This is a genomic window from Enterobacter cloacae complex sp. Mu1197, assembly GCF_040059225.1.
Classification (GTDB): domain Bacteria; phylum Pseudomonadota; class Gammaproteobacteria; order Enterobacterales; family Enterobacteriaceae; genus Enterobacter; species Enterobacter quasiroggenkampii.
Genome location: NZ_CP157375.1, coordinates 3,286,135 through 3,305,417, shown reverse-complemented (window position 1 = coordinate 3,305,417; position 19,283 = coordinate 3,286,135). Strand labels below are relative to the sequence as shown.

At 56.1% G+C, this 19,283-nt stretch carries 22 protein-coding genes; 16 read left to right on the top strand and 6 right to left on the bottom strand.

What is annotated here, in order from left to right:
• The first annotated feature begins 35 nt into the window (after nt 1-35).
• The 8 genes from cvpA to hisP all read left to right on the top strand — a co-directional run bounded on the left by cvpA (nt 36) and on the right by hisP (nt 7,087).
• Nucleotides 36-524: a colicin V production protein gene (cvpA, locus tag ABFV38_RS15490; RefSeq protein ID WP_000262116.1), complete on the top strand. Its 489-nt coding sequence runs from the start codon at nt 36-38 to the stop codon at nt 522-524.
• Between the two features lie 33 nt (nt 525-557).
• On the top strand, nt 558-2,075 hold the full coding sequence (gene purF, locus ABFV38_RS15485; RefSeq protein WP_021241570.1) for an amidophosphoribosyltransferase: 1,518 nt from the start codon (nt 558-560) through the stop codon (nt 2,073-2,075).
• An 89-nt stretch (nt 2,076-2,164) separates the two neighbouring features.
• Entirely contained in the window at nt 2,165-2,734 is a 570-nt protein-coding gene (locus ABFV38_RS15480; protein WP_048224260.1) for a UbiX family flavin prenyltransferase, read from the top strand.
• Nucleotides 2,735-3,025: 291 nt separating this feature from the next.
• The gene (gene argT, locus ABFV38_RS15475; protein ID WP_348957525.1) at nt 3,026-3,808 is read left to right on the top strand and encodes a lysine/arginine/ornithine ABC transporter substrate-binding protein ArgT; all 783 of its coding nucleotides are present in this window, start codon (nt 3,026-3,028) and stop codon (nt 3,806-3,808) included.
• Between the two features lie 226 nt (nt 3,809-4,034).
• A complete protein-coding gene (hisJ, locus tag ABFV38_RS15470; RefSeq protein ID WP_008502592.1) occupies nt 4,035-4,817 on the top strand; it encodes a histidine ABC transporter substrate-binding protein HisJ in 783 nt (260 codons plus the stop codon).
• A gap of 88 nt (nt 4,818-4,905) precedes the next feature.
• Nucleotides 4,906-5,592, top strand: a complete 687-nt coding sequence (locus tag ABFV38_RS15465; RefSeq protein WP_014832782.1) for a histidine ABC transporter permease HisQ — start codon at nt 4,906-4,908, stop codon at nt 5,590-5,592.
• Nucleotides 5,589-6,305 carry an ABC transporter permease gene (locus ABFV38_RS15460; protein ID WP_235403555.1) on the top strand — a complete coding sequence of 239 codons (717 nt, stop codon included), beginning with the start codon at nt 5,589-5,591 and terminating at the stop codon, nt 6,303-6,305. The genes ABFV38_RS15465 and ABFV38_RS15460 overlap by 4 nt, the downstream gene beginning before the upstream one ends.
• Before the next feature lie 8 nt (nt 6,306-6,313).
• The gene (gene hisP, locus ABFV38_RS15455) at nt 6,314-7,087 is read left to right on the top strand and encodes a histidine ABC transporter ATP-binding protein HisP (protein WP_045908735.1); all 774 of its coding nucleotides are present in this window, start codon (nt 6,314-6,316) and stop codon (nt 7,085-7,087) included.
• Between the two features lie 98 nt (nt 7,088-7,185).
• Here the strand turns inward: hisP and ABFV38_RS15450 are convergent, their stop codons facing one another.
• The 4 genes from ABFV38_RS15450 to yfcG all read right to left on the bottom strand — a co-directional run bounded on the left by ABFV38_RS15450 (nt 7,186) and on the right by yfcG (nt 9,720).
• On the bottom strand, nt 7,186-7,695 hold the full coding sequence (locus tag ABFV38_RS15450) for a GNAT family N-acetyltransferase (protein ID WP_348957524.1): 510 nt from the start codon (nt 7,693-7,695) through the stop codon (nt 7,186-7,188).
• A gap of 44 nt (nt 7,696-7,739) precedes the next feature.
• The gene (locus ABFV38_RS15445; protein ID WP_045908733.1) at nt 7,740-8,633 is read right to left on the bottom strand and encodes a TIGR01777 family oxidoreductase; all 894 of its coding nucleotides are present in this window, start codon (nt 8,631-8,633) and stop codon (nt 7,740-7,742) included.
• A gap of 13 nt (nt 8,634-8,646) precedes the next feature.
• On the bottom strand, nt 8,647-9,015 hold the full coding sequence (folX, locus tag ABFV38_RS15440) for a dihydroneopterin triphosphate 2'-epimerase (protein ID WP_023616057.1): 369 nt from the start codon (nt 9,013-9,015) through the stop codon (nt 8,647-8,649).
• 75 nt (nt 9,016-9,090) lie between these two features.
• On the bottom strand, nt 9,091-9,720 hold the full coding sequence (yfcG, locus tag ABFV38_RS15435) for a GSH-dependent disulfide bond oxidoreductase (protein ID WP_348957523.1): 630 nt from the start codon (nt 9,718-9,720) through the stop codon (nt 9,091-9,093).
• 140 nt (nt 9,721-9,860) lie between these two features.
• Between yfcG and yfcF the strand changes: the two genes are divergently transcribed.
• Genes yfcF through yfcD form a run of 3 tightly spaced genes read left to right on the top strand, consistent with a single transcriptional unit; the run spans nt 9,861 to nt 11,723 of the window.
• Nucleotides 9,861-10,505, top strand: coding sequence for a glutathione transferase (yfcF, locus tag ABFV38_RS15430; RefSeq protein ID WP_229226173.1), 645 nt, complete (start codon nt 9,861-9,863; stop codon nt 10,503-10,505).
• Nucleotides 10,506-10,561: 56 nt separating this feature from the next.
• On the top strand, nt 10,562-11,113 hold the full coding sequence (gene yfcE / locus ABFV38_RS15425) for a phosphodiesterase (protein ID WP_048029677.1): 552 nt from the start codon (nt 10,562-10,564) through the stop codon (nt 11,111-11,113).
• Nucleotides 11,114-11,168: 55 nt separating this feature from the next.
• A complete protein-coding gene (gene yfcD / locus ABFV38_RS15420; RefSeq protein ID WP_025757169.1) occupies nt 11,169-11,723 on the top strand; it encodes an NUDIX hydrolase YfcD in 555 nt (184 codons plus the stop codon).
• A gap of 3 nt (nt 11,724-11,726) precedes the next feature.
• Here the strand turns inward: yfcD and ABFV38_RS15415 are convergent, their stop codons facing one another.
• Nucleotides 11,727-12,746, bottom strand: coding sequence for a LacI family DNA-binding transcriptional regulator (locus ABFV38_RS15415; protein ID WP_024908958.1), 1,020 nt, complete (start codon nt 12,744-12,746; stop codon nt 11,727-11,729).
• Nucleotides 12,747-12,980: 234 nt separating this feature from the next.
• Between ABFV38_RS15415 and ABFV38_RS15410 the strand changes: the two genes are divergently transcribed.
• The 5 genes from ABFV38_RS15410 to ABFV38_RS15390 all read left to right on the top strand — a co-directional run bounded on the left by ABFV38_RS15410 (nt 12,981) and on the right by ABFV38_RS15390 (nt 16,963).
• Entirely contained in the window at nt 12,981-13,424 is a 444-nt protein-coding gene (locus tag ABFV38_RS15410; protein ID WP_048029678.1) for a PTS sugar transporter subunit IIA, read from the top strand.
• 80 nt (nt 13,425-13,504) lie between these two features.
• Nucleotides 13,505-13,777, top strand: coding sequence for a PTS sugar transporter subunit IIB (locus ABFV38_RS15405; protein ID WP_024908960.1), 273 nt, complete (start codon nt 13,505-13,507; stop codon nt 13,775-13,777).
• A gap of 21 nt (nt 13,778-13,798) precedes the next feature.
• The gene (locus ABFV38_RS15400) at nt 13,799-15,190 is read left to right on the top strand and encodes a PTS ascorbate transporter subunit IIC (protein ID WP_111967574.1); all 1,392 of its coding nucleotides are present in this window, start codon (nt 13,799-13,801) and stop codon (nt 15,188-15,190) included.
• Nucleotides 15,187-16,017 (top strand): transketolase, encoded by an 831-nt coding sequence (locus tag ABFV38_RS15395; RefSeq protein ID WP_348957522.1) that lies wholly within the window; start codon nt 15,187-15,189, stop codon nt 16,015-16,017. Before ABFV38_RS15400 ends, ABFV38_RS15395 begins: the two co-directional genes overlap by 4 nt.
• Entirely contained in the window at nt 16,010-16,963 is a 954-nt protein-coding gene (locus ABFV38_RS15390) for a transketolase family protein (protein ID WP_348957521.1), read from the top strand. Before ABFV38_RS15395 ends, ABFV38_RS15390 begins: the two co-directional genes overlap by 8 nt.
• Nucleotides 16,964-17,074: 111 nt before the next feature.
• Here the strand turns inward: ABFV38_RS15390 and pta are convergent, their stop codons facing one another.
• The gene (gene pta / locus ABFV38_RS15385; protein ID WP_008502877.1) at nt 17,075-19,216 is read right to left on the bottom strand and encodes a phosphate acetyltransferase; all 2,142 of its coding nucleotides are present in this window, start codon (nt 19,214-19,216) and stop codon (nt 17,075-17,077) included.
• Nucleotides 19,217-19,283: the final 67 nt, after the last annotated feature.

Sequence of the window (19,283 nt, the reverse complement as noted above, 5' to 3'; positions counted from 1 at the left end):
AACTGGATGACAGGGCGTTAAATCGTGGGACACATATGGTCTGGATTGATTACGCCATCATTGCGGTGATTGGTTTTTCCTGTCTGGTTAGCCTGATCCGTGGCTTTGTTCGTGAAGCGTTATCGCTGGTGACCTGGGGTTGTGCTTTCTTTGTCGCCAGTCATTACTACACTTACCTGTCTGTCTGGTTCACGGGCTTTGAAGATGAACTGGTCCGAAATGGAATCGCTATCGCGGTGCTGTTTATCGCAACGCTGATTGTCGGCGCTATCGTGAATTACGTGATAGGTCAGCTGGTCGAGAAAACCGGTCTGTCAGGAACGGACAGGGTGCTCGGGATCTGTTTCGGGGCATTACGAGGCGTGCTGATTGTGGCCGCGATCCTGTTCTTCCTGGATACCTTCACCGGGTTCTCCAAAAGTGAAGACTGGCAGAAATCGCAGCTCATTCCAGAGTTCAGCTTCATCATCAGATGGTTCTTTGACTATCTGCAAAGCTCGTCGAGTTTTTTGCCCAGGGCATAAACCCTGAGATGTGGCTTAACGAGGAAAAGACGAATGTGCGGTATTGTCGGTATCGCCGGTTTCATGCCGGTAAACCAGTCGATTTATGACGCGTTAACGGTGCTTCAGCACCGTGGGCAGGATGCTGCGGGTATCATCACCATTGATGCAAACAACTGCTTCCGTTTACGCAAGGCGAATGGCCTGGTAAACGATGTGTTTGAAGCCCGCCATATGCAGCGTCTGCAAGGTAATATGGGGATCGGTCACGTTCGTTATCCTACTGCTGGCAGTTCCAGCGCCTCTGAGGCACAGCCTTTCTACGTCAACTCACCGTATGGCATCACCCTTGCTCATAACGGCAACCTGACCAACGCGCATGAACTGCGTAAAAAGCTGTTCGAAGAGAAACGTCGCCACATTAACACCACCTCTGATTCTGAAATCCTGCTCAATGTGTTCGCCAGCGAGCTGGATAACTTCCGTCACTATCCGCTGGAAGCAGACAACATTTTTGCCGCGATTGCCGCGACAAACCGTCAGATCCGCGGCGCGTACGCCTGCGTTGCGATGATCATCGGTCACGGTATGGTCGCCTTCCGCGATCCAAACGGCATTCGTCCGCTGGTGCTCGGTAAGCGCGACCTCGGCGATGGCCGTACCGAATATATGGTTGCTTCTGAAAGCGTGGCGCTGGACACCCTGGGCTTCGAATTCCTGCGCGACGTGGCGCCGGGCGAAGCGGTGTACATCACCGAGAAGGGCCAGCTGTTTACCCGCCAGTGTGCCGACAACCCGGTCAGCAACCCGTGCCTGTTTGAATACGTTTACTTTGCCCGTCCGGATTCCTTCATCGACAAGATTTCCGTCTACAGCGCGCGCGTCAATATGGGCACGAAGCTCGGCGAGAAGATTGCCCGCGAGTGGGACGATCTGGACATCGACGTGGTGATTCCTATCCCGGAAACCTCCTGCGATATCGCGCTGGAGATTGCCCGCATTCTGGATAAGCCATACCGTCAGGGCTTTGTGAAGAACCGCTACGTTGGCCGCACGTTTATCATGCCGGGGCAGCATCTGCGTCGTAAGTCCGTGCGCCGCAAGCTGAACGCCAACCGCGCGGAATTCCGCGATAAGAACGTTCTGCTGGTGGATGACTCCATTGTTCGTGGCACCACCTCTGAGCAGATTATCGAGATGGCGCGCGAAGCGGGTGCGAAGAAAGTCTACCTGGCCTCTGCCGCGCCGGAGATTCGCTTCCCGAACGTGTACGGTATTGATATGCCAACCGCCAACGAGCTGATCGCTCACGGCCGTGAAGTGGATGAAATTCGCCAGATCATCGGCGCTGATGGCCTGATTTTCCAGGACCTGAACGATCTCATCGACGCGGTACGTGCCGAGAATCCAGAAATTCAGCAGTTTGAATGCTCCGTGTTCAACGGTATTTACGTGACCAAGGACGTTGACCAGCAGTACCTCGACTATCTTGATTCGCTGCGCAACGACGACGCCAAAGCCGTCCAGCTGCAGAACGATCTTGAAAGCTTAGAGATGCACAACGAAGGTTGATTCTCTGGCAAGTGAGGGCATATGCCCTCACTTGCAACTCCCCGGAAAATCCTGCACAGTCTGCCCTGAAATCAGTAAGGGCGAAAATCATGAAACGACTCATAGTTGGGCTCAGCGGTGCCAGCGGCGCGATTTACGGCGTACGTTTGTTACAGGTTCTGCGTAACGTTGCGGACGTCGAAACCCATCTGGTGATGAGCCAGGCGGCGCGGCAGACCCTCTCTCTGGAAACCGATCTCTCCCTGCGCGATGTTCAGGCGCTGGCGGATGTCGTTCACGATGCCCGTGATATCGCTGCCAGCATCTCCTCAGGCTCGTTTAAAACAGCCGGCATGGTTATCCTGCCCTGTTCAATTAAAACGCTCTCCGGCATTGTGAATAGCTATACGGACACCCTGGTGACGCGCGCGGCGGATGTGGTGCTGAAGGAGCGGCGTCCTCTGGTGCTGTGCGTGCGGGAAACGCCGCTGCACCTGGGCCATCTGCGCTTAATGACGCAGGCTGCGGAGCTGGGCGCGGTCATCATGCCGCCGGTACCCGCGTTCTACCATCGCCCGCAAACGCTGGACGACGTCATCAACCAGACGGTTAACCGGGTGCTCGATCAGTTTGACATCGACCTGCCCGACGATCTCTTCACCCGCTGGCAGGGTGCCTGAATCTGTGCACAAACCAGGTGCATGAAAAGACAAGTTGCCCTGTTTCAGGGCAATTATGCAACGGCGATCATATCCTCGACATTTAATTCGTTTTTTCCCTTTTTCTCTCTCCGGTTCGTTCGGCAGACCTGCTATCTTTCACCATTAAGGCAATATCGCAACGTTTTATTAACATATTTAACGTCGAAGTTTTGACCAGACGGCAATGTGGCATAAGACCTGCAAGATGAAGCCTGCAACACAACACACAACACAATACATAATAAAATCACGGTACTTGAGGGTAAATGTATGAAGAAGACGGTTCTGGCTCTGTCTTTACTCGTGGGGTTAAGTGCGGCAGCAGGTAGCTACGCAGCGCTTCCACAGACGGTACGTATCGGTACAGACGCAACCTACGCGCCATTCTCTTCCAAGGATGCGAAAGGCGATTTCGTGGGGTTTGATATCGATCTGGGTAATGAAATGTGCAAACGCATTGCGGTGAAATGCACATGGGTGGGCAGCGACTTTGACGCGTTAATCCCGTCGCTGAAAGCCAAGAAAATCGACGCCATTATCTCTTCTCTCTCCATCACCGAAAAACGCCAGCAGGAGATTGCCTTCTCTGACAAGCTCTACGCCGCGGATTCTCGCCTGATTGCGCCTAAAGGCTCCCCGATTAAGCCCACCATCGACTCGCTGAAAGGCAAACACGTCGGCGTGCTTCAGGGCTCGACGCAGGAAGGCTATGCCAATGCTAACTGGCGTGAGAAGGGCGTAGACGTGGTGGCTTATCAGAACCAGGATCTGATTTACTCTGACCTGGCGGCAGGCCGTCTGGATGCGGCATTCCAGGATGAAGTCGCCGCGAGCGAAGGCTTCCTGAAGCAGTCTGCGGGCAAAGAATTCGCGTTTGCAGGCCCGTCGGTGAAAGACAAAAAGTACTTTGGTGACGGCACCGGGATTGGCCTGCGTAAGGATGATACCGAGCTGAAAGCCGCCTTTGACAAAGCCTTTGCGGAGCTGCGTAAAGACGGTACTTACGACAAACTGGCGAAGAAATACTTCGACTTCAACGTATACGGTGAATAACACCTGGCGGTAACGCACCGTAACGGTGCGTTACGGAAGTGGTTGACCCAATACGGTGCATGTGTTGCACCGTATTGGATCGCTTTGTGCATACTTACGCATTTATAATGCAAAAATTCCCGCCTGAAAGGCATTAATCTTTGCCTGACTGAGGGGATTAATGGCACATTAGCACCACCCCGTCGTCGTAAAAATCCCGTATGAAGACAGTTTGTTGAGGACAAATATGAAAAAACTCGTGTTGTCATTATCACTGGTACTGGCCTTTTCCAGCGCCACCGCGGCATTCGCAGCTATTCCGCAGAAAATTCGCATTGGTACCGATCCAACCTATGCGCCGTTCGAATCGAAGAATTCAAAGGGTGAACTGGTCGGTTTTGACATCGATCTGGCCAATGAGCTGTGCAAACGCATCAAAGCACAGTGTACCTACGTTGAGAACCCGCTGGATGCGCTGATCCCCTCCCTGAAAGCGAAAAAAATCGACGTGATCATGTCCTCCCTCTCCATCACCGAAAAACGCCAGCAGGAGATTGCCTTCACCGACAAACTCTACGCGGCCGATTCACGTCTGGTGGTGGCGAAATCGTCTGATATTCAGCCAACGCTGGAGTCGCTGAAGGGCAAACGCGTGGGCGTGCTGCAGGGTACCACTCAGGAAACCTACGGCAACGAGCACTGGGCACCGAAGGGGATTGAAATTGTCTCCTATCAGGGCCAGGAAAATATCTACGCTGACCTGACGGCAGGCCGTATTGATGCCGCATTTCAGGATGAAGTCGCGGCCAGCGAAGGCTTCCTGAAAACGCCGGTCGGTAAAGATTACAAGTTTGGCGGCCCGTCCATTAAGGACGTTAAGTTGTTTGGTGTGGGCACCGGTATGGGCCTGCGTAAAGAAGACAACGAGCTGCGTGAGGCGCTGAACAAAGCGTTTGCTGAAATGCGCGCTGACGGCACCTACGACAAGCTGGCGAAAAAGTACTTTGATTTTAATGTTTACGGCGGCTAATCGCCCCGTCATATAACGTGCGGCCCCTCCCACGGCGGGAGGGGAAAAGACACGGTTCCACCACTCACGATACGACAGGGCTCGCGGTATGCTGTACGGATTTTCTGGCGTTATTTTACAGGGCGCGCTTGTCACCCTTGAGCTGGCTATCAGCTCCGTGGTGCTGGCGGTGCTGATAGGTCTGGCAGGCGCAGGGGCGAAGCTTTCGGCTAACAAACCGCTGGCGCTGATCTTTGAAGGCTACACCACGCTTATTCGCGGCGTTCCCGATCTGGTGCTGATGCTGCTGATCTTTTACGGTCTGCAGATTGCGCTGAACAGCGTGACGGACGCGATGGGCATGGGACAAATTGATATCGACCCGATGGTGGCCGGTATTATTACCCTCGGTTTTATCTACGGCGCCTACTTCACCGAAACCTTCCGCGGTGCTTACATGGCCGTGCCGAAAGGTCACATTGAGGCGGCAACCGCATTTGGTTTTACCTCATCACAAACGTTTCGTCGGATTATGTTCCCGGCCATGATGCGCTATGCGCTGCCGGGCATCGGCAACAACTGGCAGGTTATCCTCAAAGCGACAGCGCTGGTCTCGCTGCTCGGTCTGGAAGACGTCGTGAAAGCGACTCAACTGGCGGGCAAGAGCACCTGGGAGCCGTTCTACTTTGCGGTGGTCTGTGGCGTGATTTATCTGGTCTTTACGACCGTCTCCAATGGTGTGCTGCTTCTGCTCGAGCGTCGCTACTCCGTGGGTGTGAAGAGGGCTGACCTGTGATTGAGATTATTCAGGAATACTGGAAATCGCTGCTGTGGACGGATGGCTACCGCTTTACCGGCGTGGCGATTACGCTTTGGCTGCTGATCTCCTCCGTAGTGATGGGCGGTATTCTGGCGGTGTTTCTCGCCATTGGCCGCGTGTCGAACAATAAATTTGTCCAGTTCCCGATCTGGCTCTTCACCTACGTGTTTCGCGGTACGCCGCTGTACGTGCAGCTGCTGGTGTTCTACTCGGGGATGTATACGCTTGAGATCGTAAAAGGCACTGAGATGCTGAATGCGTTCTTCCGCAGCGGTCTGAACTGTACGGTGCTGGCGTTGACGCTCAACACCTGCGCCTACACCACCGAGATTTTCGCGGGGGCAATTCGCTCTGTCCCTTACGGTGAGATTGAAGCCGCGCGGGCCTACGGCTTCTCGTCGGTGAAACTCTACCGCTGCATCATTCTGCCGTCGGCCTTGCGTATCGCGTTACCGGCGTACAGTAACGAAGTGATTTTGATGCTGCACTCGACCGCGCTTGCCTTTACCGCGACGGTGCCGGATCTGCTTAAAATCGCGCGCGATATTAACTCCGCGACCTATCAGCCGTTTACCGCATTTGGCATTGCGGCGGTGCTCTATTTAATTATCTCTTATGTTCTGATTAGCCTGTTCCGTAAGGCTGAAAAACGCTGGTTGCAGCATATAAAACCTTCTTCGACGCACTGAGAAAGATGATGGCTGAGAACAAATTAAACGTTATTGATTTGCACAAACGCTACGGCGAACATGAAGTGCTGAAAGGGGTGTCGCTGCAGGCGAATGCGGGCGACGTAATCAGTATCATCGGCTCATCCGGCTCGGGTAAAAGTACCTTCCTGCGCTGCATTAACTTCCTGGAAAAGCCGAGCGAAGGCTCGATTGTGGTGAGTGGGCAGAACATCAATCTGGTGCGTGACAAAGACGGCCAGCTGAAGGTGGCCGATAAGCACCAGCTGCGTCTGCTGCGTACGCGTCTGACGATGGTGTTCCAGCATTTTAACCTCTGGAGCCACATGACGGTGCTGGAGAACGTGATGGAAGCGCCGGTTCAGGTGCTTGGCCTGAGCAAGCATGAAGCCCGCGAGCGCGCGGTGAAATACCTGGCAAAAGTGGGCATCGACGAGCGCCAGCAGATGAAATACCCGGTGCATCTCTCCGGCGGTCAGCAGCAGCGTGTCTCCATCGCCCGCGCGCTGGCGATGGAGCCTGAGGTGCTGCTGTTCGACGAACCGACCTCCGCGCTCGACCCGGAACTCGTTGGCGAAGTGCTGCGCATCATGCAGAAGCTGGCTGAAGAGGGCAAAACGATGGTGGTGGTGACGCACGAGATGGGCTTTGCCCGTAACGTCTCGAACCACGTGATATTCCTGCACCAGGGGAAAATTGAAGAGCAGGGGCACCCGGACGAGGTGCTGGCGAACCCGCAAAGCCCGCGTTTGCAGCAATTCCTGAAAGGCTCCCTGAAGTAAGAGGGCATCAGACCGCAGTGCAGCACAGTTGCCCGGTGGCGCTTCGCTTACCGGGCCTACAAAACCGTAGGCCGGGCAAACGCAGTGCCGCCCGGCATTCAGGCCGTACGACACACCAGCCGGTACACCCAGTCGTCATAGCGCACGCCATCAATCTCATACGCCTTTTCCAGTACCTGCATACGCACAAACCCGGCTTTCTCCAGCACCCGCACCGACCCGCCGTTGTCCGCCAGCACGTACGCGTTAATCGCCTTCACGCCGGTCTGGTTGAACGCATAATCACACACCGCGCGCAGCGCCTCGCTGGCGATACCTTTCCCTTGCGCGGCAGGCACAACCGTATAGCCGATATCCGCCTCTTCACGATTCTCTGCGCTGATTTGCAGGCCGATATCGCCTAGCGGCGTATCATCATCCCGGGCGCGAATGACAAACACATGAGCAGCAGCGAGTCGCGCGGCAAACACGCGTCGAGTCTCTTTTTCCGGGGCGATGGCGGCCATATAGCGCATGATGGCGCGATCTTCACGCAGCGAGCGGAAGAAGGCCCAGTCAGTGGGTTCGAAAGGGGTGAGGTGAAGCCGGGGTGTGGTGATGGTTGCCATTGTGACGCCATATCTTCGGAAAATGGCCTGTCACTGTACCATATTCACCGCACCACATCCCCCAGCGCTTCTTCTAATTCATACCAGCGGAACGCAAACCCGGCCGCTTCCAGTCGTTTTGGCAGCGCTCTCTGTCCGCCTAATACCAGAACAGACGCTTCACCCATCAGCAGACGAATGACCGTGGCAGGCACGCGCAAAATTGCCGGACGGTGCAGGGCATGCCCCAGCGCGTGGGCAAACTGTTCATTACGCACCGGATACGGTGCAACCATATTGAACGGCCCACGCAGATCGTTATCCAGCAGCCAGAGAATCCCGTTGACCATATCGTCGATATGGATCCAGGCCATATACTGACGGCCATTACCAATGGGGCCGCCGAGTCCGAGCCTGAAAGGGGGAAGCATCTTCGCCAGGATGCCGCCTTTCGGTGCCAGAACGACACCGGTCCGCAGCAGGCAGACGCGGGTTCGATCGCTTTGCGCCGCACTGGCGATACGCTCCCACTGGGCGCAGAGTTTGTGGGTAAACTCGTTATGGGGCGGCTCTTCCTCGGTCACCACCACCTCGCCAAGATCGCCGTAATAACCCACTGCGGAACCCGAAATCAGCACGGAAGGCGGCGTGTGGCTGTTGCGGATCAGCTCGACCAGCTTTTCGGTGATGTTCCACCGGCTGCTGCATAACAGCTGTTTTTGCTCTTCCGTCCAGCGCTTATCGGCGATGGGTTCACCCGCGAGGTTAATGACGGCGTCGAAGCCGTCCAGATTTTGCTGATCGGCCAGATTTTTCCAGATATCGACACCCGCCCCCAGCACCTGACGCGCTTTCTCCGGGCTGCGCGTGACGACGGTAATGTCGTGATGCAAGGCCTGCAGACGCGCAATGAGGTGACGACCAATCAGGCCTGTACCGCCGGTCAGCAAAATCTTCATACAACCTCCAGGTTTACGCCTGGCGCCGCCAGCTTAACGTCATGGAGACGGAATCGGCGTAGCGCAGGGCGTGAAGTTTATCGATCTCAACTTCAGCATAAGTGACCCAGTGATGTTCGCGTGCGATATCGAGCACATCCTGAGTTAATTTTTCCAGCAGAGAGAAGCGGTTATTCTCCACAAACTGGATAATGTTCTTGGTGATTGTGCGGTAGTTCAGCGCGTCATTAATATCTTCGCTGGCGCGCGCTTTGTCTGCGGGATAGTGAATCACCACGTTAATGACAATATCCTGACGGTTGGCGATCTCTTCCTCTTTGATACCGATAAAGGTACGCAGGCGTAAATTTTTTATACGAATAATGGCGTCTGGCTGTGACATTGCAGGTCTTCTCCGTGTCAGTATTTCCTGCCCATAATACATGAGTGCCTCACAGGCACCCAGCCTCATACCGGGTTAAATTTGCTGGATTTTTTGCATCGCCCGCTCGGTCGCCGGGCGGGTCCGGATGCGCTCGAACCAGTTGTTTATCGCCGGGTAAGAAGCCAGGTCAATTCGGTGTTTTTCATGCGTATTCACCCATGGCCAGCAGGCGATATCGGCAATACTGTAATGATCGCCCCCGAGCCACGGTGTTTTCTTCAGCCGACGGTTCAGAACGTCATAGAGCCGCTGCGTCTCGACCTGATAGCGTTCTATCGCGTGAGGAATGGGCTGCGGGGCGTAAGCGGTAAAGTGATGATTTTGACCCAGCATGGGGCCCAGCCCGCTCGCCTGCCAGAAAAGCCACTGCAGGGTATGGTGACGCTCACGCAGCTCGCCGCTCAGCAGCTTGCCGGTTTTCTCTGCCAGATAGAGCAAAATTTCACCGGATTCAAACAGGCTCAACGGTCTGCCCCCGTCCGCTGGCTGGTTATCAATAATGGCCGGGATTTTATTATTCGGCGAGATAGCCAGAAAAAGAGGGCTGAACTGTTCGCCTTTGCTGATATCCACGCGAATGATCCTGTAATCCAGCTCGGCTTCTTCAAGAAAGAGGGTGATCTTATGGCCGTTTGGGGTAGGGGCGTAATAAAGGTCGATCATTCTCAACTCCTGTCCATGCGAAGAGTGGTGCCATGACAAATGAGTATAGGTGGTTGTTGTAAATCGTGAGTTTTCATCAAGTGACAGCGAGGCAAAGAGATTATATGTTGAGTAAAAACCGATCAGCCTATGAGGATGTTATGAACCAGCCCGTCATCACGTTGTGGTCCGATGCGAACTTCTTTTCCCCCTATGTTATGAGCGTATACGTTGCGCTGGCCGAAAAAGGGCTCACCTTTACGCTGAAGACCGTTGATCTTGACGGTGGTGAGCATCTTAAACCGCACTGGCAGGGCTACGATCTGACCCGACGCGTGCCGGTGCTGGAGATTGATGGATTTGCCCTGAGCGAATCGTCGGCGATCGATGAGTATCTGGAAGATCGGTTCGCCCCCCCGGAGTGGGAACGTATCTATCCTCACGATCTGCAAAAGCGCGCCCGGGCGCGGCAGATCCAGGCGTGGCTGCGAAGCGATCTGGTGCCGATTCGCGTCGAACGCTCCACGGACGTTGTGTTTGCCGGGGTGAAAAAGCCAGCTCTCAGCGCAGAAGGTGCAGAAAGCGCGCAGAAGCTGATTGAAACTGCCACCTCGCTGCTCGCCCATGGCAACCCAAACCTGTTTGGCGAGTGGTGCATTGCCGATGCCGATCTGGCGTTGATGTTAAACCGCCTGATCCTCAACGGTGATGAGGTGCCGCAGCTGCTGGTGGATTATGCCGCGTTCCAGTGGCAGCGTGCCTCCGTGCAGCGCTATGTGGCACTCTCGGCTAAGCGCGCGGGCTGATAAGCCCTGCCGCTTCAGGTATCATGGGGGCAGTCTGTTTTCCCGAGGAGTGACTGATGAAACTGATGTTTGCGTCGGATATCCATGGATCGCTGCCTGCTACCGAGCGTGTCCTTTCCCTGTTTGCACAAAGCGGTGCGCAGTGGCTGATTATTTTGGGCGACGTGTTGAATCACGGCCCGCGCAACGCGCTGCCGGAGGGCTATGCCCCTGCGCAGGTCGCGGAAAAACTCAACCAGTCCGCCTCGCGCATCATTGCCGTTCGCGGCAACTGCGACAGCGAAGTGGACCAGATGCTGCTGCATTTCCCTCTTACCGCACCGTGGCAACAGGTGCTGCTTGAACAACACCGCCTGTTCCTGACCCACGGGCATCTTTTCAGCCCGGATAATCTTCCGGCCCTCGCGGCTGGCGATGTCCTGGTTTACGGTCATACTCATATTCCGGTTGCGGAAAAACGCGGTGAGATTTATCACTTTAATCCGGGCTCGGTCAGCATCCCAAAAGGCGGGTATCCTGCGAGCTACGGCATGCTGGAAGGAAATACCCTGAGCGTTATCGCACTTAATGATCAGCAAGTTATTGCGCAGGTAGCGATTAATCCGTAAGTTACACCTCAACTGCAAACGCGCCGAAAGAGCGCTTAGAAGAGAAGGTTTCCCGATGGTGGAGCAGAGTCATTTGGCAAGTACAGAGTGGGTTGACATTGTCAACGAAGAGAATGAAGTGATCGCGCAGGCCAGCCGCGAGCAAATGCGTGCGGAGCGCCTGCGTCACCGTGCGACATATATCGTTGTGCATGACGGTATGGGTAAAATTCTGGTTCAGCGCCGCACGGACACGAAAGATTTTCTCCCGGGTATGCTGGATGCGACTGCAGGTGGCGTCGTCCAGGCGGATGAAGTGCTGCTGGATTCCGCGCGTCGTGAAGCGGAAGAAGAGTTAGGCATTGCCGGTGTGCCGTTTGCCGAGCACGGGCAGTTCTACTTCGAGGATGAACACTGTCGCGTCTGGGGCGGGCTGTTTAGCTGCGTCTCTCACGGCCCGTTCGCCCTGCAGGAAGAAGAAGTCAGCGAAGTGAACTGGATGACGCCGGAGGAGATTACCGCGCGCTGCGACGAGTTCACGCCGGATTCGTTAAAAGCGCTGGCGCTCTGGATGAGCCGCAACGCCAATAACGAATCGACCAAATCAGAGAAAGAGGAAGAGGCTGAGTAAGCTTCAGCAACTCTCTCTCAGACACAGACTGGACGCGATGGGCTTTTGATCGCGCCAGTCTCCGCCATTCAGGCGCTCCAGTAACGCTTTCCCGGCTTCAATTCCAATCTTACGATGCGGCACCGCCATGGTCGTCAGCGGCGGCTGACAGACGCGGCTCACGTCGCTATCGCCAAAACCTACCACCGCCAGATCGTCCGGCACTTTGATTCGCCTGCGCTGGCACTCGTACAGCGCGCCACAGGCCAGCTCGTCAGAGACGCACACCAGCGCATCCAGCTCCGGCCAGGCCAGCAGGAACTCGGGCAGCTGCGCCGCGCCGGTCGAGAAGCTCGGCGGCATCGCCGCGTTAATGACCCGGTTCGGCGACATATGGTGGCGAAGCATGGCTTTGTACCAGCCCTGCAGATGCTGCTGGAAAATCCACTGCTCCTGGTTGGCACACAGCAGGCCAATATTCTGATAGCCGCGCTTAATGACCATCTCCGTGAGCTCATACATGGCCGCCACGTTATCAATCCCGATATTCATATCAATCGGATCGGCGCGCATGGCGCCCATCTCCATCACCGGAATTGAGGCGTTTTTCAGCCAGTGGCGAACGGTGTCGGTATGTTCAACGCTGAGCAGGATAGCGGCGGCAATGTTCGACGCCAGCAGCGTCTCCAGCAGTTTCTCTTCCTGCTCAAGACGATGCTGGGACTCAGCCAGCATGATCTGATACCCGGCAGGCTGCAGTACCTGCTGTAGCCCGGCGAACATCTCCGAGCAGCCTGCTTCGGAGAGGTTGGGCACCACCATGGCGATCGTCCATGACGATGCCGAGGCCAGGGCACTTGCGGCAAGATTAGGCATATAACCCAGCTCCTGCACGGCAGCTTCAATTTTTTCTCGTAGTTTATCGGAAACCTGTTCGGGCGTGCGAAGCGCACGGGACACGGTCATCGTGCCCACACCGGCAAGCTGTGCGACATCGGCGAGTGTCACTTTACCAGTACTGCGCCGTTTTCGGGTTAGAGACATACACCTTCCTGCTGACCAGACGCGTTCTTATTTTCCTTCGTTTCACGTGACAGGCAGTATACGCCTTAAATCCCTTTTTTTGCTGTGATTTAGCAACGTGATTGCAATTTGATAGCGCTATCACATTTCTGCATGATAACGATTGGTAGCGCTATCTTTGTGATCGCGATCGCAGTCAATCAGTGATGCGTTGAATAAAGTTTGCTCATCTTAAGCGTGTCGCGGGAGTGAAAAGTGCTCAAAAAATGGATATATGATACAACCATCACGCTGCAGGAGAGCGTGGAAGACTGGCCGCAGGCGCTGGAGCTGTGCGCGAAGCCGCTGCTGGATTTGCAGGTGATTGAGCCTGAATACGTCACGGCCATCATCCAGCAGCACCACACGTTAGGACCTTATTATGTGCTGGCACCAGGGCTGGCGATGCCGCATGCGCGGCCGGAGGAAGGCGCCAAAGGACTGGGATTGTCGTTATTAAAACTAAAACAGGGCGTCTCGTTTGGTGCCGGTGAGTTTGACCCTGTCGACGTCATTATTATGCTCGCGGCACCCGACAAAAATAGCCATATCGAGATGATCTCGTCGCTGGCAGAGTTATTTTCCAGCGATACCGATATGGCCGAACTGCATCAGGTGAATACCCTGGAGGAAATTAAAACGATTATTAACCGCTTCTGATTTAATTCTTTAATCCGGTTTTTCACAACATTACGCGTCAGCGTGATGGGGCGTACTCTACTCAAAATAAGGGGACAACAATGAAAATCATGGCTATTTGCGGTTCTGGCCTAGGCAGTAGTTTTATGGTCGAAATGAATATTAAAAAGGTGCTCAAAAAGCTGGAGATTGAAGCTGAGGTTGAACACTCCGATCTCTCCTCAGCCACGCCGGGCGCGGCCGATCTGTTCGTGATGGCAAAAGACATAGCCGCCAGCGCCAGCGTGCCGGAAAGCCAGCTGGTGGTGATCAACAACATCATCGACATCAACGAACTTGAAGCGCAGCTGCGCGGCTGGTTCGAAAGACAATAACCCTGATAAGGCGAGGTGGATATGTTTATCCTTGAAACGCTGAATTTCGTTGTTGATATTTTAAAAGTCCCTTCGGTGCTGGTGGGTTTAATTGCGTTAATCGGTCTGGTTGCGCAGAAAAAAGCGTTTTCCGACGTGGTGAAAGGGACCATCAAAACCATCCTGGGCTTTATTGTACTGGGCGGCGGCGCCACGGTGCTGGTCGGGTCATTAAATCCCTTAGGCGGTATGTTTGAACACGCCTTTACTATCCAGGGGATTATTCCAAACAATGAAGCGATCGTGTCCATTGCACTGGAAAAATACGGTGCAGCGACCGCGCTGATTATGGCCTTCGGGATGGTGGCGAATATTATCGTCGCCCGCTTTACCCGCCTGAAGTATATCTTCCTGACCGGACACCACACGTTTTATATGGCGTGCATGATTGGCGTGATCCTGACGGTGGCGGGCTTTGAGGGCGTGGGGCTGGTCTTTACCGGGTCGCTGATCCTTGGCCTGATCATGGCTTTCTTCCCGGCGATTGCGCAGCGCTACATGAAGCGCATTACCGGCAACGATGAGATTGCCTTCGGCCACTTTGGCACGCTGGGCTACGTGCTGTCCGGCTGGATTGGCAGCAAGGTCGGCAAAGGATCCCGCTCAACGGAAGAGATGAACCTGCCGAAGAACCTGAGCTTCCTGCGCGACAGCTCGATCTCCATCTCCCTGACCATGATGATTATCTACCTGATCATGGCGGTGAGCGCCGGGCGCGAGTACGTCGAGGCCACCTTCAGCGCCGGGCAGAACTACCTCGTCTACGCCATCATCATGGCGATCACCTTCGCGGCGGGGGTGTTCATCATTCTGCAGGGCGTACGCCTGATTCTGGCGGAAATCGTTCCGGCCTTTACCGGCTTTTCGGAAAAACTGGTGCCGAACGCGCGTCCTGCACTGGACTGCCCGGTGGTCTATCCCTATGCGCCTAACGCGGTGCTGATTGGCTTCCTGTTCAGCTTCCTCGGCGGGATTGTGGGGCTGTTCATCTGCGGTCAGTTTAGCTGGGTGCTGATCCTCCCGGGCGTGGTGCCGCACTTCTTCACCGGCGCAACGGCGGGCGTGTTCGGTAACGCCACCGGCGGACGTCGCGGGGCAATGATTGGCGCCTTTGCCAACGGCCTGCTGATTACCTTCCTGCCGGTCCTGCTGCTGCCGGTACTCGGCGCCATTGGTTTTGCGAACACCACCTTCTCTGACGCCGACTTCGGCGCGGTCGGGATTGTCCTCGGCAACCTGGCGCGCTTCCTGTCGCCGCTGGCCATCACCGGGCTGGTCGTGGCGCTGTTCGCGCTGCTGGTGGCGTACAACGTCTTCGCGAAAAACAAACCTGCGGACGGTAACGCGCAGGAAAACACCGGAGCCAAATCATGAATGAGAAAGAGATAACCGAACTCGCGCGTCAGATTCGTCTTGAGACGCTGAAATCACTGACGCAGCTGGGCTTTGGCCACTACGGGGGTAGCATGTCGGTGGTAGAAACCCTGGCCGTGCTGTACGGCGCGGTGATGAAAATCGACCCGGCGGATCCGGACTGGCCGGAGCGAGACTACTTTGTCCTGTCGAAAGGCCATGCGGGCCCGGCGCTCTACAGTACCCTGGCGATCAAGGGCTACTTCCCGACAGAAGAGCTGAGCACGCTTAACCAGAACGGCACGCGCCTGCCGAGCCACCCGGACCGCCTGAAAACGCGCGGTGTGGACGCCACTACCGGTTCGCTGGGGCAGGGGATTTCCATCGCGGGCGGCATGGCGCTGTCGCACAGGCTGGCCGGGCGATCGAATCGGGTCTTCTGCATCGTCGGCGACGGCGAGCTGAACGAAGGGCAGTGCTGGGAGGCGTTCCAGTTTATTGCCCACCATCGCCTGAACAACCTGACGGTATTTGTCGACTGGAACAAACAGCAGCTCGACGGCGAGCTGGACGAGATCATCAGCGCGTTTGACCTGGAGGGAAAATTCCGCGCCTTTGGCTTTGACGTGGTGACGGTGAAAGGGGACGACATTCCGGGTCTGCTGGCAGTGACATCGCGGATCCCGGCAGCCGATGCGCGTCCGTTAGTCGTCATCCTCGACAGCATCAAAGGCCAGGGGGTGCCGTATCTGGAGCAGCTCAGCAACTCACACCATCTGCGATTGACCGCGGAGAGCAAAGCGGCCCTCAACGAGACGATTCGCCAACTGGAGGCTTCACATGATTAAGGTTGCACCGGCAGGACAGAAAGACGCCGTTGAGATGCGTAAAGTTTACGCTGGTTTCGTGGCAAAACAGATTGAGGCCGGAAGTGACATCATTGCGCTCGAAGCCGACCTGATGAGCTCGATGGCGATGGACGGCGTGGCGCGTGATTATCCGCAGCACGTGATTAACTGCGGCATTATGGAGGCCAACGTCATCGGCACGGCAGCCGGGCTGTCGCTTACCGGACGTAAGCCGTTCGTTCACACCTTCACCGCCTTTGCCAGCCGCCGCTGTTTTGACCAGCTGTTTATGTCCCTGGACTATCAGCGCAACAACGTGAAGGTGATAGCGTCGGATGCGGGCGTGACGGCCTGCCACAACGGCGGAACGCATATGTCGTTTGAGGATATGGGCATCGTACGCGGTCTGGCGCACTCGGTGGTGCTGGAAGTCACTGATGCGGTGATGTTTGAGGACGTGCTGCGCCAGCTTATCGATCTCGACGGCTTCTACTGGGTGCGGACCATCCGTAAGCAGGCGCCGAGCGTCTATGCGCCGGGCTCCACCTTCACCATTGGAAAAGGTAACGTGCTGCGCGAGGGGAGCGATATTACGCTGATAGCCAACGGCATCATGGTTGCAGAAGCCCTTGAGGCGGCGCGGCAGCTTGAGCAGGAGGGCGTCAGCGCGGCGGTCATCGACATGTTTACCCTGAAACCCATCGACCGGATGCTGGTGAAAAACTACGCCGAGAAAACCGGGCGCATCGTGACCTGTGAAAACCACAGCATTTACAACGGGCTGGGGTCGGCGGTGGCGGAAGTGCTGGTGGAAACTTGCCCGGTGCCGATGCGGCGGGTGGGCGTCAAGGAGCGTTACGGCCAGGTGGGGACGCAGGATTTCCTGCAGAAAGAGTATGGCCTGACGGCACATGACATTGTATCGGCGGCGCGCGAGCTGCTGTAAATAAAAAAGGCGACCGGTTAAGTGGTCGCCTTTTTGTTGCCCGGTGGCGCTCGCGCTTACCGGGCCTACGGTCCTGTAGGCCGGATAAGCGAAGCGCCATCCGGCAATACATTACTGCTGCTGCGAAGACTGGATCGCCGTCAGCGCGATGGTGTAAACGATATCGTCTACCAGTGCGCCACGAGACAGGTCGTTCACAGGTTTGCGCATGCCCTGCAGCATTGGCCCGATGGAGATCAGGTCGGCAGAACGCTGTACCGCTTTGTAGGTGGTGTTACCGGTGTTCAGATCCGGGAAGATGAACACGGTAGCGCGACCAGCAACCGGTGAGTTCGGCGCTTTGGATTTCGCAACGTCAGCCATGACCGCGGCGTCGTACTGCAGCGGGCCGTCGATCATCAGATCAGGACGTTTTTCCTGCGCAATACGGGTCGCTTCACGCACTTTCTCTACGTCGCTACCTGCACCTGAGGTGCCGGTGGAGTAGGAGAGCATCGCCACGCGCGGCTCGATACCGAAAGCGGTCGCGGAGTCTGCGGACTGGATAGCGATCTCAGCCAGCTGTTCTGCAGTTGGATCCGGGTTGATCGCGCAGTCGCCGTAAACGTAAACCTGTTCAGGCAGCAGCATGAAGAACACGGAAGACACCAGAGAGCTGCCTGGCGCGGTTTTGATCAGCTGCAGCGGTGGACGGATGGTGTTCGCCGTGGTGTGAACCGCACCGGAAACCAGACCGTCAACTTCGTCCTGCTCCAGCATCAGCGTCCCCAGCACCACGTTGTCTTCCAGCTGCTCACGCGCAACGGCTTCGGTCATGCCTTTGCTCTTACGCAGCTCAACCAGACGGGCAACGTAGCTTTCGCGAACCACTTCAGGGTCAACGATTTCGATGCCTGCGCCCAGCTCAACGCCCTGAGAGGCCGCTACGCGGTTGATCTCATCCGGGTTACCCAGCAGCACACAGGTCGCGATGCCGCGCTCTGCACAGATAGCAGCTGCTTTAACGGTACGTGGTTCGTCGCCTTCTGGCAGAACAACGCGTTTGCCCGCTTTACGCGCCAGCTCGGTCAGCTGGTAACGGAATGCTGGAGGAGACAGACGGCGGCTGCGCTCGGAGGTCGCGGTCAGGGATTCGATCCAGTCTGCGTTGATGTAGCCCGCAACGTATTCCTGAACTTTCTCGATACGCTCGTGGTCATCAACCGGCACTTCCAGGTTGAAGCTCTGCAGGCTCAGGGAGGTCTGCCAGGTGTTGGTGTTCACCATGAAGACCGGCAGGCCGGTAGCGAACGCGCGTTCGCACAGCTTGCTGACGCGTGGGTCCATCTCGTAGGCACCGGTCAGCAGGATCGCACCGATTTCCACGCCGTTCATTGCGGCCAGACAGGCTGCAACCAAAACGTCAGGACGGTCTGCGGAAGTCACCAGCAGGGAACCTGCGCGGAAGTGTTCCAGCATGTGCGGAATGCTACGCGCACAGAAGGTCACGGACTTCACGCGACGGGTGTTGATGTCGCCTTCGTTAATCACGGTCGCGTTCAGGTGACGCGCCATGTCGATTGCACGGGTGGCAATCAGATCGAAGCTCCATGGCACCGCGCCCAGAACCGGAAGCGGGCTGGATTCCTGCAGCTTAGCCGGGTCAACTTTGATGACTTTCGCTTTGGACGAGTCGTCGAAGATCTCGGACAGGTCAGGGCGAGTACGGCCCTGCTCATCCACTGGCGCGTTCAGCTTGTTGACGATCACGCCGGTGATGTTGGTATTTTTCGCGCCGCCGAAGCTGCTGCGCGTCAGTTCGATACGCTCGTTCAGCTGCTCTGGGGTATCAGTGCCCTGAGACATCACGAAAACGATCTCTGCGTTCAGGGTTTTCGCGATTTCGAAGTTCAGAGACTGGGCAAACTGGTGTTTGCGGGTTGGCACCAGACCTTCAACCAGCACCACTTCCGCGTCTTGCGCGTTAGCATGGTAGTTGGCGATGATCTCTTCCATGAGCACGTCTTTCTGGTTGCTGGACAGCAGAGATTCAACGTGGCTCATCTTCAGCGGTTCGGCCGCCGGCAGATTGGAGTTCTTGCGAACGATGGTGGTGGTCTGGTCTGGCGCATCGCCACCGGCACGTGGCTGGGCGATTGGCTTAAAGACGCTCAGACGAACGCCTTTGCGTTCCATAGCACGGATAACGCCAAGGCTGACGCTGGTCAGGCCGACGCTGGTTCCGGTAGGGATCAGCATAATAGTACGGGACACGGTTTATCCTCTTTCGTTACCGCCCAAATGGGGCGGGTTACAAAACAGCACCGCCAGCATTGCTGGC